Annotated in this window: 8 protein-coding genes and 1 pseudogene; 5 read left to right on the plus strand and 4 right to left on the minus strand. The window is 65.8% G+C overall.

Annotated features, from left to right (window positions below; all coding sequences use genetic code 11):
* From Aple_RS31295 to Aple_RS31315, 5 genes and pseudogenes are all read left to right on the plus strand, one after another.
* Positions 1-478: nitroreductase family protein (locus Aple_RS31295; protein ID WP_174889900.1), on the plus strand; the 478-nt coding region annotated here is incomplete at its 5' end.
* A 324-nt stretch (positions 479-802) separates the two neighbouring features.
* Positions 803-1,186, plus strand: coding sequence for a hypothetical protein (locus Aple_RS31300; protein ID WP_155348315.1), 384 nt, complete (start codon positions 803-805; stop codon positions 1,184-1,186).
* Positions 1,187-1,269: 83 nt separating this feature from the next.
* Positions 1,270-1,446: a hypothetical protein gene (locus tag Aple_RS31305; protein WP_155348316.1), complete on the plus strand. Its 177-nt coding sequence runs from the start codon at positions 1,270-1,272 to the stop codon at positions 1,444-1,446.
* Positions 1,447-1,589: 143 nt separating this feature from the next.
* Positions 1,590-1,809: pseudogene (locus tag Aple_RS56645) on the plus strand (transposase); the annotation flags it as partial.
* Positions 1,810-1,974: 165 nt separating this feature from the next.
* A complete protein-coding gene (locus Aple_RS31315; protein WP_155348318.1) occupies positions 1,975-2,406 on the plus strand; it encodes a hypothetical protein in 432 nt (143 codons plus the stop codon).
* A 115-nt stretch (positions 2,407-2,521) separates the two neighbouring features.
* Here Aple_RS31315 and Aple_RS31320 read toward each other — a convergent pair whose 3' ends face one another.
* The 4 genes from Aple_RS31320 to Aple_RS31335 all read right to left on the minus strand — a co-directional run.
* Entirely contained in the window at positions 2,522-2,848 is a 327-nt protein-coding gene (locus Aple_RS31320) for a hypothetical protein (protein WP_155348319.1), read from the minus strand.
* The gene (locus tag Aple_RS52875) at positions 2,845-10,095 is read right to left on the minus strand and encodes a LamG-like jellyroll fold domain-containing protein (protein WP_218038579.1); all 7,251 of its coding nucleotides are present in this window, start codon (positions 10,093-10,095) and stop codon (positions 2,845-2,847) included. Before Aple_RS52875 ends, Aple_RS31320 begins: the two co-directional genes overlap by 4 nt.
* A 716-nt stretch (positions 10,096-10,811) precedes the next feature.
* Positions 10,812-13,409: a bifunctional FO biosynthesis protein CofGH gene (locus Aple_RS31330; RefSeq protein WP_281361628.1), complete on the minus strand. Its 2,598-nt coding sequence runs from the start codon at positions 13,407-13,409 to the stop codon at positions 10,812-10,814.
* Positions 13,410-13,452: 43 nt separating this feature from the next.
* Positions 13,453-13,991, minus strand: a 539-nt coding sequence (locus tag Aple_RS31335) for a DNA-3-methyladenine glycosylase family protein (protein WP_373869658.1), incomplete at its 5' end; no start/stop codon positions are given.

Here is a 13,991-nt window from a genome sequence, read left to right on the forward strand (position 1 = left end):
CCACACCACCCCCTGGCGCTTCGTCCTCCTCGAAACCCCCACCACCCGCACCGCCCTCCTGGACGCGATGCGCGAAGCCTGGATCACCGACCTCCGCGCCGACGGCTTCACCGAATCCTCGATAGCCAAACGCCTCCGCCGCGGCGACGTCCTACGAAACGCCCCCTACCTGGCGGTCCCCTGCCTGGTCATGGACGGCTCCCACACCTACCCCGACCCCCGCAGAAACACCGCAGAACGCGAGATGTTCACCGTCGCCACCGGCGCAGGCGTCCAGAACTTCCTCATCCACCTGGCCGTAGAAGGCCTGGGCTCCGCCTGGGTCTCCTCCACCATGTTCTGCCGCCCCACCGTCCGCGAGATCCTCAACCTCCCCGACAACTGGGATCCCATGGGCACGGTAGCCATCGGCCACCCAGCCTCCCCACCCCGCGACCGCGCCCCCCGAAACCCCGCCGACTACACCATCATCCGCTAACCAATCACCCACAAGCCCAACATCGTCCGAGAATTAGCGCGAATTTGCCATACGTTCTGTAGGCCGACGCGCCGCTAGTGGGCACATAAATACTCATAGATCGACCGGTGTGAGAAAAGCCCGGAAAGAGACTAGCCCATCAGATTGCGGGTGGTTAAGTCATGAAATCCGAGCAACTACTCAGTTCATCAGCTCCGCTCCACCTGGACGCCGGAGAGTCCAGCGACTACGTCGGGTTCGACACCCCCCGACTCCGAGCGCACGATGCTCCTGCGAGTCGTCGACTTCGGCCACAACGGCTCCCGCGCCCCCCAACGACCACCGATGATCAAGCTCAAGGCCGACTCAGGCCCATCCGTGACCCTGACCGAATTTCCCAACGCCCAGCCCATCACCGACACCGACATCGACACCGACGACCATGTCGTAGGCTCCGCAACCTGGATCAGAAAAGAATACGACGTATACCTGGCACGCGTCTCCCTCGACCGCCCCGCCAACAACTGGCAAATCCAGATCACAAACGACGACTCAACCCCACACGCCTTCCAAATCATCAGCCACGGCGAAACCAAAATCCGCAACGCAAACGGCTCCCCAGGCTCCACCTCCCTCTACTGCGGCCACTTCCCATGCGCCTGCACAATCCACGAAGGCACCTCAACAATGGCCTGCCCCCATTGCAACCACTACGGCAGCCCCGGCTAATCCCTCAGCAGTGGAGATTCTCACCTTCGTGGTAGCTCTCTCGACGCTGCCGGACGGGATAGCGCTGGGGTATGCGTGCGCCGATGCTGGAGATCGGTCCGGTCATCACCGATCAGGAGTGGGCCGAGGAATGGTCAGACCAGCTGGAAAACCTGCTGCTTGAGATAGCCGGGATCTTCCTGCGGGCGGATCTGCGGCGGCAGGCCGCCGCCGCGGGTTGCTGGGCCGGTGTCGCGAAAGAACGGATGGCAGCTTGCTGAGCATGGCGGGGATGTCCATCCGTGGGGGCAACAGCACCTGCTGGACCGGGCCCGCTGGGACGCCCGATGAGCTGCGCGACTTCGTCGTCCGCGCCTACGTGCTGAGCGGCCTGACCGGGCCGGGCGGTACCGGGCGGAGCCGGGTCCTGGTCATCGATGAGACCGCGTTCGACAAGCGGGGCCGCAGCTCGGCAGGGGTGGCCCGCCAGTACTCGGGGAGCGCGGGCGCAGTGGTCAACTGTCAGGTCGGAGTGATGGCTGCCTGGGCCACGGCTGGCGGCCGGGCCATGATCGATCGGGAGTTGTACCTGCCGCGGGAATGGGACCGGTGACCACGAACGACGCGCAGCCGCGCACGTTCCCGACGAGGTCACGCCCGGCTGGTGGAGCGGATGGCCGGCGAGGACGAGTGGATGGGAGCTGCCTGCCGCGCCTTCCCAGCTCGATGGCCGCATCTGGCAGTGGTGGGTACGCCGTATCCCCGACCTGAACGCCGAGATCGGCGGTACCGCCTCGTGGGCGCGCTGGATGATCACCCGCCGCCGGCCCGGCCGGCCCGATCAGCGCGACTACCACCTCGCCTGGGGACCGGCCGACAGCCCGGTCGAGGACCTGGTGCTGGTGCCCGGCTCGCGCTGGCGGGTGGAAGAGGCGATCAAACTCGGCAAATCCGCCTGCGGGCTGGCCGACTATGAAGTCCGCTCCTGGCACGGCTGGTACCGGCACATCACGCTGGCCCAGCTGGCCGCCGCCTTCCTGACCGTCCATGACGTCCGCACCGCCGCCGAGATCGACGCCGGGCAAGCCGCCCTCCACCTCGACAGCGCCTCCCCCGGTGCCCACACAGGGGGACATCACCGGCCCCGCCAGCCCCAGCCCGCCAAGCAAGCGCCAGGCCACCCCAGCACAGCCCCGAATCTACGGCAACCTCAGAGATCTACAACTGAGAGACTAAGCTGACCTCACGAAAATCAACGGATACGGGCCGACCTGGGCTTACGCAATCGCATAACGGCCAAAGTCGAGACATCACGGCAAATCTCCCCGTTCCGCTGGGCGCACGAAATAGGTTCAGTTATCGCGGCGGCAGGCCGAATAACCATATGAGGCGAAGAACTCCGATCACGAAGAACAAGCCAGGGATTATCCAGGACGCCTTGGACCTTCTCCGGATCACCACGCCGCCGAGCAACAGGATCAAACCGATTCCGGTAAACAGAATTCCCACACCGACCGCATCCTGATCGATCTGCGGAGAATCCGTAAACTCGTACTTGTGGACTCCCGTGACGAAGCTCGTCGAGACTCCTAGCACGCCACCGATAACGTACGCCCAGTAGGTCAACTGCTCACGGAGGCGGGCCGCCTGCCGATCCATTCTTTCAGCCAGTTCCGAACTCACCTTAATAGCTCCTCGAGCATCTTTTGATTGCGAATGACCCTGCGCGCATAGCCCTGGGATTCGCTATTCTTCCAACCCCCCGGGCCCCCATTGTATTTTGCTGCAGCCTTGAAGGCCGTTTCCTTCGACCATGGCCCTGCCTGGGGAGACACCATGCGCAAGTATTTCGCGGCCATGAATATGTTCTGCACGGGATCCATGAGGGAGCTGATGATCTGGTTCTTCTTGCCCGGCGGCAGATTATTCGCATCGTATCCCAGGACGTCGGCGGCCGTTGCGATATTCATCGAAACATCACCGAAAGATGTGTAGATGCCATCCTTCGCCTGTTTGAATTGGTCGGCATTGCGCGACATTCCGCCGACTTCCTCAAACGCCACGCCGGCTAGCACCCAGGCGGGAATCCCATACTTCGCGGCGGCCGCCTTGATGACTTTTTTGTATGCGGCAATCCATTTCTTCTTGAAACTATGGACATAGTCTTTCGCTGCCCGCTCGCTGACCATCTTGAGCGCTCTGTACTTCGCGAATTTGCCATCAGTCCATACTGGCGCGTTCGGGACTATGAACCGATCGGCTTCCGCCATGATTTCTTGATGCTCGTTTGACAGTCCGGCGCGGCATTGTCTCTCCAGTTCCGGATCCGTCGAGAACCGCTCACAATTGGATTGCACGCTCAGGCCCGCCGGGTCGGACAGGCCGACCGGGTTGTTCCCGCCGTAACCATAGGGATTGCTCCACTGCGCTTTCCGCAGATCAAGCATGGGATCCGTCGAGATGAATTTTCCGATGGACGGATCATAGTAGCGAGCGGAAAGGTAGTCGAGCCCGGTGGAGTCGTCCTCGATCTTTCCGAGGAAGCCTCGGTCGGTAAAGAAGAGATCATCGGTACCGCGGCGCTGTCCGAACGGGAGGTAGCGTTCGCGGTGGACCTGGCCGGTGCCGTCGTCGATGGCGAGTTGGGTTGTGCCGTGCAGGCCACTGGTGAGCCATTTGACGCCGCCACTCTGGCCGTCGCCGGTGGAGCGCATGGCGACAGTCACCCCGTCAGGGCTGGAGTAGTAGCGAGTCGCAGTGAGTTGTCCACCACTCGCCTGGACCTCCATGTCGTCCAGGTAGAGGGTGGCGGTGCCGTTGGGTTCGTGGCGGATTAGCCGTTCTCCGTCGGCGTCGTAGACCATCGCGGTGTCGTCGCCGTCGATGGTGGCCTTTTCTAGCTGGCCGAGCTCGTTCCAGGTGAAGGTGCCGTCTTTGCCGGCGACGTTGCGGGTGGCGAGTTGTCCGGCGTCGTCGTAGGTGTAGGTGTCGACGCCGTCGCCGGGTGGGTCTGTGGGCGTCGGGGTGGGGCTGGGCGACGGGGACGGGCTTGGGGACGGGGACGGTGGGGGCGACGGGCTGGGTGAAGGGGAGGGGGTTGTGCCGATGGGGGTGTTCATGTCGGCGAGGATCTGCTCGGCGGTGAGGGCACCGTTGTAGATGCGGATCTCGTCGAGGGTGCCGTCGAAGGGTTCATCCCAGATGCCGCTATGGCCGATGCGGAGCGGGCCGGTGCCGGTGTCGATGGTCAGGTCGGTGGGTTCGGAGTGGGCCAGAACGCCGTTGTAGTAGAAGTCGAGGCTGTCGCCGTCGAAGGTGGCGGCCAGGTGCACCCACTGACCGATCGGCAGGTTGGTGGTGGCGGCGGAGCCGGTGAAGTCGCCGCTGGGGTCGACGATCCAGGCGCTGGGGGGTTCGCTGAAGGTACTGGTGAAGGCGCCGTAGGACAGGTTGTCGCCGTTTTCTTTCTGGATCAGGGTGCGGTAGCCGAGGTTGTCGTCGGATTTGACCCACGCTTCCAGGGTCATGCCGGTGGTCAGATCGAGGGAGGCGGCGTCGGCGACGGTGACCCAGCTGGTGTCGCCGTTGAACTCCAGGCCCTGGCCGTATTTGCCGGTGGTCCAGGTGGTGTCGGTGGTGGTGCCGTGGTTGGCCTGGCCGGAGCTGTCGGTGACAGTGGTGCTGGTGCCTTCGTTCATGCCGTAGGCGGCCACCAGTTGCGGCCCGTCCTGGACGGAGGCGGTCAAGGGCTTGGCGGGTGGCTGCTGTGGGGCAGATAAGGCGGCCTGTCCCGTTGCGGCGGGTTTGGCGCTGTTGTTTCTGGCCGTGTGGTGAGGGCCGGGCTTTGTTGTTCGTTGCAGGGCGAGGGTGCCGCTGCCGGGGGTGGTGCGGGTGATGGAGGTGACCGCGTTCGGGCGGACCGCTGCCGGGCCGGTGGGGTAGGCGTAGGTGGCGGTCTGGGCACCGTTGGTCAGTGTGGTGATGTTGCCGACGCCGTCGTAAGTGAAGGTCTGGTTGTAAGGGTCGATGCCTAGGGTGTCCGGTCCCGCCGTGCAGCCGGTCGCGGTGGTGGTGAAAGCGGCGGAGAGGCGGCGCAGGCCGTCGTAGCCGAAACATTCGGACTGGCCGGGACTGCCGGTGACGGCGGTGGTAGCGTCCAGGATGCCGCTGATCTCGCCAGAGATGTCGTAGCTGTATTGGTCGTCCAGGCGGGTAACCGGGCTGGCGGTGTCCGCTGCGGTCTGGGTGGTGTCGCGGTTGATCCGGCCGGTGGCCGGGTTCCAGTCAATTGTGCGCTTGATCTTGCCGTTGGGGCCGTACGAGCGTGAGGAGAGGCGGCCGGTGGAGGTGTAGGCGGTGGCGTCGACGTATGTGCCGAGCGGTGAGGTGAGCCGGTCGGGGAGGCCAAGCGGGCTGTAACTGGAGGTCACCGTCTCGGCCGGGAGGCCGCCTACGGCGGGCATGCCAGTGTCAGTAATCTGACCGGCCGCGTTGTACGCCCTGGTGACAGGGTAGGAACCCGCCAGCGCGCCCTCGCTGGAGGGAATGGTCACTGTGGCGCCCGTAGGTCGGCCCATCGGGTCGTAGCCAGTCATGGCGGTGGTGTATGGCTGACCGCCGCGGTAACTCGTGGCGGAGGTGAGCTTGCCTTTAGACAGGGTGTCGTAGACCCATTCGGCGAGCTTCGTCCCCGTCTCCGGCTCGCCCGACCACAGCACGGTCTTGCGGCCGAGGGCGTCATAGACGGTCGAAATCTTCTCGCCCTTGGCGTTGATCGACCAGATCAGTCGCCCGGCCGCGTCGTATCCCTGCGTGACGTCCCCCGAATCGGGGTCCTGCGCACTAGTCCGGTGACCGAGCATGTCGTAGCCGAAGGTCCGGACCTTGCCGTTGGCGTCCGTGTGTTCGGTCAGCGCGCCGTTGTGGTCGTACTCGTAGAGCGTGTCGTAGTGATTAGTGGCGTCCTTCCACTCCTCTACCTTAGTGACCCGGTCTTTGATGTCCGAGTACGTGACCATCTTGCCGCCGAGCGGGGGCGTCACCTCCGTTCGGTCGCCGAAGTAGGCCGTCGTCGTGCGACGATGCTCTGTCGAGCCGCCCATCTCAATGACGGCGGTGGTGCGTCCCTGGCTGTCGTTGATGTTCTTGGTCCACTGCGGGAAAGACGCAGGGGCGGCATTGAGCAGGCCGCTCCCTGGGGCGGCGGTGTTGTGAGCGGGACTTGTGGTGCTGGAGATCAGGCCGCGCGGGTCGTAGAGAGTGGCGGTGACGATTCGTCCACCGGACGGGGAGGCCGTCTGAGTTTCCCGGGCGCGGCCGAGGCCATCCTCATAGGTGTTTGTCGTGACGTAGTCGGTCCCAGATTGCAGTGTGGCTACGGCGGTGCGGGCGGGGCCGGTCATCACGCCGCTGCCGTTGACCGGGATCGTGTAGGTCACGCTCGTGGCCGGGACTCCGCCGGAGCGCGGCTGCTCTGGAGTCCACAGCATGGTGGCACGTCCGAGGGCGTCGTAGTCGATGTTGGTATCCTGGCCGTCCGCGTTGCGGATTCCAACTACGCCGCCCCATGGGGCCGTCCAGGTTGTGTGGAGATGGCCGAGGGGTTTGGTCACGGTCACCCCACCCACCGGTAGTCCCGTTGCCGGGCTGTAAGAGGTGGTGGTGGTCTTGTTCAGCGGGTCGGTGGAAGACACGCTCCGGCCGTAGCCGTCGTAACCGGCCTTGACAGTGGTGAAGTCGCTGCCGCTGGTGTAGGTGCGGGTTTCGGTCGGATTTCCGGTGGTGGGCGCGTTGGAGGCCTCGCTGGTGGCGCCGTCGTAGAGGGTGAGGGTCCGACCCAGGAAGGTGCCCGAGGTGCAGTCGTCGCCCGCCCGGCGTTCTACGGATGCCGGAGAGGCGATCATCCACGCGCCGGCGGTGGTGTTGCGGGCGTAGGTGGTGGCCGTGCAGATGTTGTCGGCGGCGACGCCGCGTTCGCCGTAATCGTTGACTTTGGTCGGCAGGCCATCGGCGTTGAAGGTGGTGGCGGTCTCGGTGTAGCGCCAGCCGGAGGGCACCTTCTCCCGGGCAACCTGGCGGGTCTGGTTGACCTGGTGCGGGTCGGCGATGCCGGGGCCATCGCCGGTCACCACTCGCGCGTACTCGTAGCGGATACCGGCGTCTTCGACCAGGCCGGTGGTTCCCGATCCTAAGGTGGGGCAGGCGCCCAGGTCCTCCCAGTAGGCCGGGTTGGTGGCCGGACGCTTGTTGATGCTGTTTTGGATGGCGAGCCAGTCGTGCCCGTCGGAGGAGACGCGGTACAGGAACTGGATGTAGCTGGTCGTCGATGACCAGGCCGGGTATTGGCAGGTGGGCGTGGGTGCGGTATAGCCGGTGGCGTGCCAGGTCTGTTCCTGCAGCGTCCGGCCGGACAGGACACGGTAGTCGTTGGTGCCCTGGCCTTCGAAGTCGGTCACCGTCGCACCCTTGGGGGTGCCGTCGGCCAGGGGATCCTCATACAGGCCGCGATAGAAGGTGGCCGTGCTCACGCTGTACTGGGAAGGGTCGCTGCCGCTGCCACGGACCGTCCGGACGGTCGGGTAACCGCGCCATTCGGTCCAGCTGTTCTTCCAATCGGTACACGGGAGCGGGAACGGGAAGCCGGGGGGAATGCCGCAGTCGGGGCGGGGCACGTCGTAGGAGCCGGGCAGGTTCTCATCGAACCCGGCGGGCTGCGCCCACGCCGGTGTTCCGACGTACTCATACGTGCTGACCATGTCGGGAGAGCCGGCGACCAGATCCTTGTCGACGGTTCTGATCACCTGCCACTTGTTGAAGACATCACCCTGGTAGTAGGTCTCGCCAGTGTGGTCCATGCCTTCGCCGGTGAAGACCCAGTAACAGTCATAGCCCGCATCATCGCGCGTGGTCGCCAATGATTGGGTGTTGAGGTTGCAGCCGCGGGGACGGCCGTAGGAGACCTCGGTCCGCCCGCCCATCTCGTTGCCGACGGCCGCGATACGGGGGAAACGGGCGAGCTGGCCGTCCTTGTCGTTGACGAGCTGGACCGCGTCGAAGGTGACTTTGGGCAGCGCGATATCGGGACCGCCGCCGGCCAGGCCCACCCGCGTGATGCCGTCCAGCCACAGCACCGAGTTGGTCCACTCCCCCGGGACGCCGCCGCTGTCGGCGGGCCCGGTCTCGATCATCGTGTAGCCGAGGTCGAGCCGGGTGACATCGTCCCAGACCGCGCCGGAGCCATTCCACGTCTGGTTCAGCACCGACTTCAAGCGTTTGGTGATGTAGAAGGTCGGCCCGTCGGCGGAGTAGAGACAGAAAGGAGTGGGCGGGTCGCATCCCATCAGCCACAGCAGCCAGGTCGGGATGTCGGAGGTCTGACCGTTCGGCCGGTCCTCCACCGTGAAGACCAGCCGGCCGGTCGCCGCCGACCCGGTCACCTGGGTGTTGGAGCCGTAGGTGATCTGGGAGAAGTAGCCGCCGCGGTCGTACTCCAGGTTGTAGCCGGTCAGCTGGCAGTCGTCACCGTTGGCCAGGCAGTACCGGTTGGTCTCCCGCGCATAGGTGTAGTCGATCACATTGCCCTTGGGGTCGATCTCCTGGTCCAGCATCCACCGCCACGGCGCGTAGCAGAACTTGTTCGCCGGGATGAACGCGTTGTACTTGTTGCCGCAGGGATCCCCGGCGTTGGGTCCCATGAACGGCACCTGCAAGGAGGAGTCACGGTGATACCCGAACCGGTAGCGCGTCCCGTCCTGGGTGGTGATCTGCCAATAGGGGGCGGCGGCCGCTCCGCCGGTGTCAATCTGCTCGATTTTCCACCCGTAGTCCTCCACCGTCCGCCACACCCCGGCGACCTTGACGATGCGGGAGGAGCGCCCGCCAACCGACAACGTCAGGTCGTCTTCGGCGTTCCAGCACAACTGGGGCGTCTCACTGTTATCGGGCAGCGTCAGCCAGCACCGGGAGAACCGGCGTTCGATGAAGCCACCTGACAGCTCCCAGCCGACGCCCACCCATCCGGCCTGGTTGTTGGTGTTGTTGGTGAGGGAGTCCACCGAGGCGGAGTTGTAGTCCAACGACAACGTGGGTGCGCTGCCGGACGGGCCGGGCGCGGCCGGAATCGCGTACGAATAGGTGAACGCGCCAGCGGAAGGGCCTACCTGCCAGGTCCCGGACGGCTTCAGATCCGTGGCGGCGAAATCCCCGCCCAAGCCGCCGCCCGTGGCCGCCGCCGCGACCGCCACGGTGTAGACAGCGGCATCGGCCTGCGGCGCGGCCTCCACCACCGCCGTAAGCGTCTCGGCTTTGATGTCATTGACCACCGCAACCGCCTGCGGCGCCTCGAAGGCACAGTCAGCGGCCGGATCCGGCGCGACCGCGCATCCGGGCAGGCGGCGCAAGGTCAGATGCGAAGCGAAACCAGGACCGTAGGCAGCGCTGAAACCTGAATAATCCACGCTCACGCTGACCTGCCCGGTCGAGGTGACCGCGTCGGCCCGCGACACCCGCACCGCCAGACCCACCCCACCCAGACGGCGAGCGGTAGCGTCGTCAAAGGTATCGACCCGGACGGCCGCAGGAGCCTTGCTCGGGCTGCCGGTAGAGGGTCTTTGCTTCTCTGCGGCACCCGTGCGGGCCGCCGGGCCGGCCTTGACGGGCGACGATTCGGGCGGACCAACCTTGATCGGTAACGTTCCCACCGCCACCGACGTGCCTTGGGCAAGAGCGACCTGCGCTGACCCGGCCTTCGGCCACACCACCGCACGCCGTACCGGCGGCTCCTGCAGATCCTCCGCCCCCGGTTCCACCCGCGCGACAGGAACCGGACGACCGCCGATGGACGGCTCTTTAGTCGGCTCCACCGCGGCACCGGAAGCGGCGGGCACCAGCACGTCCGGGACACCGACACCGGAGATCAGAAGGGCCGCCACCAACCCGGTGACGCCAACGCATGACAAAACCCGCGCACGCTGAACGGCCACGCCACACTCCAGGAGAACAACCAGGGGCTAGCTGAGGTGCAGCGGCCCGCCAACAAGGGGGGTTATAAGGCGAACATAAGTACGATCACATCATGTCTAACACATGGGGTAACTTTTCGTAAAGTTAGTTCTTGGCACGATTCGTCCCCTTCGTGGCTGGCGTTCTGTTAGCGCGGGGCAGTGCCGCCACGGCGTCGATACGCAATGAACGCCCAGACCAGCGCGGTCACTCCGATTGCAGGCATGCCGATTTGGGTAGGCCCCCAACCCAGACCTCAATCTCGGATGGCTATGCGCCCATGTGCCCATGCACGGTGACCCTCGACCCATGCGACTCGATCCTGTTGAAGTTGTACGGAAATGTACCGACAGGTAACAAAACCTTCATGAGGGATGTCCGACCTGAGCGTTGCGGGAACGTGCTGATGAGAAGGCCGCTGTTCAAGAGCGCGGGTAGCCGCCTGGAACCCAGCCTCGATCGCATCCCAGCCACGTTCACCCTCGCTCTGCCCAAAAACCACCCCCGGCCGTCCAGCCGTCGGCGTTTCAGGCGGCATGCTGGCGCAGCCCCCGTCCGCGCTTGAACACTCGCTGCACACAATCGAAATAGCCGACCGCGGCTCCGCCTGATCGTAGGTCCGCGCGCGGACGTCGGTCGCCGTAAATCAGACCATAGGGAGCACTCTTCGGACGGTGCGACATACTCCGTCGCTGGCCTGGGCGGCGGCTTGTCTTTCTGCGGAGGGGGTGCCGTAGGAGGTGGTGCGTTGGCGGAGGGGGCGGCCGGTGGGGGTGACCATGGCTGCTAGTTCGGTGATGGTTTTGTAGGAGCCGTTTTCTGAGCCGGCCATTCGGCTGATGGTTTCTTCCATGAGAGTGCCGCCCAGGTCGTTTACTCCGGCGGTGAGGACTGTGCGGCAGAGGTCGTCGCGGAGTTTTACCCAGGAGCACTGGATGTTGGCGATGGCGCCGTGGAGGAGGATTCGGGCCAGGGCGTGGATGGCGATGTTCTCGCGGGAGGTGGGGCCGGGGCGGGCGACGCCGGCCAGGTAGATGGGGGAGCTGTGGTGGACGAAGGGGAGGAGGACGAATTCGCTGAAGCCGCCTGTCTGTTCTTGGATGCGGCGGATGAGGCGGATGTGCTGGATCCAGTGGCTGTGGGTGTCGACGTGGCCGTACATCATTGTTGAAGTGGTGGGGATGCCGAGGCGGTGGGCGGTGGTGATGACGTCGATCCACTCGCGGGTGGGGAGTTTGCCCTTGGTGAGGACCCAGCGGACGTCGTCGTCGAGGATTTCGGCGGCGGTGCCGGGGAGGGAGTCGACGCCTGCTTCGCGGGCGCCGGTCAGCCAGTCTTCAATGGATAGGTTTGTACGGCTTGCTCCATTGATCACCTCCATCGGCGAGAACGCGTGCACGTGAATGTCCGGCACGCGCGCCTTGACCGCTCGGGCGATGTCGAAGTAGGCCGTGCCAGGCAGATCCGGGTGAATGCCGCCCTGCATACAAACCTCGGTGGCCCCAGCCGCCCAGGCTTCCTCGGCGCGGTCGGCGACCTGATCGAGGCTGAGGGTGTACGCGTCGGCGTCGGTACGCCGCTGGGCGAACGCGCAGAAGCGACAGCCGGTGTAGCAGACGTTGGTGAAGTTGATGTTCCGGTTCACGACATAGGTGACATCGTCCCCGACGGCTTCGCGACGCAGGCCGTCGGCGATCCTGGCCAGTTCGCCCAGGCCGTCGTCGTCGGCGCCGGTACCGTTCTGGTCGCCCGCGAGCCCGAGCAGGGCCAGCGCCTGCGCGTCGGTGAGCCCGGCGGGATCCTTCTCGGCTTGCCGCAACGCCTCCCGGACGTCCCCGCGCACCGGCGCGCTTCCGGCGGGCAGCCGATCCCGCAGCGCGTCCCAATCCCCGTAGACGTGGTCGAAGTCATCCCTACGATCGTTGGTACGTCCTTCGGAGTCCACCGCCGTATGCAGATCCGTACGCCCGAGGGAAACGAACCCTCCATCCGGTTCCTGCCACGGACGCCCGACCGGAACCGCGTCCTCGCGGGCCAGCCCGGTGACCGGATCGGCGAGCGCGGCCACGTGCTCACGCAGCCGAGGGTCGAGCCACGGCTCTCCGGCGAGCACATATTCCGGATATATCGTCAGACGTTCCCGGAGGGTGAATCCGGCGTCGGCGCTGCGGGTGGCCAGTTCGTCGATGTGCGGCCACGGGCGTTCGGGGTTGACGTGGTCGGGGGTGAGCGGGGAAACGCCGCCCCAGTCGTCGATTCCGGCGCGGAGCATCAGCGCGTACTCCGCGCCGATCAGGTTCGGCGGGGCCTGGATGCGCGTCCGGGGGCCGAGGACCAGGCGGGCGACCGCGATCGTGGCGGCCAGTTCGTGCAGGTCGGCGTCGGGCAGGCCGCGCATGGCGGTGTCGGGTTTGGCGCGGAAGTTCTGGACGATGACTTCCTGGATCCCGCTGTACTCGCGGGCGACCCGGCGGATCGCGAAGATCGACTCGGCGCGGTCCTCGATGGTTTCGCCGATGCCGATGAGGATGCCGGTCGTGAACGGGACATTCGACCGTCCCGCGTCTTCCAGGACGCGGAGCCGTACCGCGGGATCTTTGTCGGGGGAACCGTAGTGGGCCGCGCCTTTTGTTAGGAAGAGGGCCTCTGAGGTGGTTTCCAGCATCATGCCCATGGAAGGGGCGACCGGCTTCAGCCGTTGCAGGTCGCGCCAGGTCAGTACGCCGGGGTTCAGATGCGGGAGCAGGCCGGTCTCCTCCAGGACGCGGATGGCCATCGCCCGGACATAGGACAGCGTGTCGTCGTATCCGTGGGCGTCCAGCCATTCCCGCGCCTGATGCCAGCGGTCTTCGGGGCGGTCGCCGAGCGTGAACAGGGCTTCCTTGCAGCCGAGCGCCGCACCCTGGCGGGCGATCTCCAGCACCTCGTCAGGTCCGAGAAACGCGCTCTCCAGCCGATGCGGCGCGGTCGCGAACGTGCAGTAACCGCATCGATCCCGGCACAACCTCGTCAGCGGGATGAAAACCTTCCTGCTGTAGGTGACGACACCGCTCCGCCCGGCCGCCGCGAGACCCGCGTCCCTGACCCGCCCGGCATGTTCGAGCAGCACGTCCAGATCGGCTCCCCGGGCCCGCAACAACACAGCGGCCTCGGCGACATCGAGCGTCTTCCCATCGCGCGCGCGAGCAAGCGCCCGCCGCATCGCGTTCCCATTGATCCGGTCCCCTGTTACCTCTGGCGCCATAGGCCGCACCCTACGCGGTCGGCCGTGGCCGCTCAGGACCGGGCTATATGGACCGATAGTCCCGGGCCGCCATCCGCGGACCCCGGGCGGGCGGGCGGATCCCGCTGAGTTCGATCAGCCGGATGACCCGATGGCGATGCCCGGCGAAGGGTTCGAGCAATTCCAGCATGCCCGCGTCGTCGGTCTTCTGGCCGGTGAACGCGTAGCCCACGACGCTCGGCAGATGATAATCCCCCACACTCGGCGCATCCGGGTCACCATGCGCACGCTGCCGCACCTCAGCCGAAGTCCACACCCCGATCCCCGGCAGCGCCCGCAACAACCGATCGGCCTCCGCGCTCGACCCGCCCTCCAGCTTCTCCGCATGCTGCGCCGCATTGATAATCGTCCTGGCTCGTACGGCTTCCGCCCCCGCGCGATGCCAATCCCACGACGGCACCCGCCGCCACACCTCAGGCGACGGCATCACGGTCAACCCCTCCGGAACCGGCCCAGGCGCTATATCCCCATATTTCCGGACCAGCCAGCGCCAAGCCCGCCAGGCCTCCCGCCCGACCACCTTCTGCTCCAGCACCGCAGGAA

Origin of the sequence: Acrocarpospora pleiomorpha, from assembly GCF_009687885.1 — a bacterium.
Taxonomy (GTDB): domain Bacteria; phylum Actinomycetota; class Actinomycetes; order Streptosporangiales; family Streptosporangiaceae; genus Acrocarpospora; species Acrocarpospora pleiomorpha.

Bases quoted from the DNA above. Each gene is read 5' to 3' on its own strand.
- Aple_RS31305 (WP_155348316.1), top strand. From the start codon at position 1,270: ATGCTGGAGATCGGTCCGGTCATCACCGATCAGGAGTGGGCCGAGGAA.
- Aple_RS31300 (WP_155348315.1), top strand. From the start codon at position 803: ATGATCAAGCTCAAGGCCGACTCAGGCCCATCCGTGACCCTGACCGAA.
- Aple_RS31330 (WP_281361628.1), bottom strand. From the start codon at position 13,409: ATGGCGCCAGAGGTAACAGGGGACCGGATCAATGGGAACGCGATGCGG.
- Aple_RS31315 (WP_155348318.1), top strand. From the start codon at position 1,975: ATGATCACCCGCCGCCGGCCCGGCCGGCCCGATCAGCGCGACTACCAC.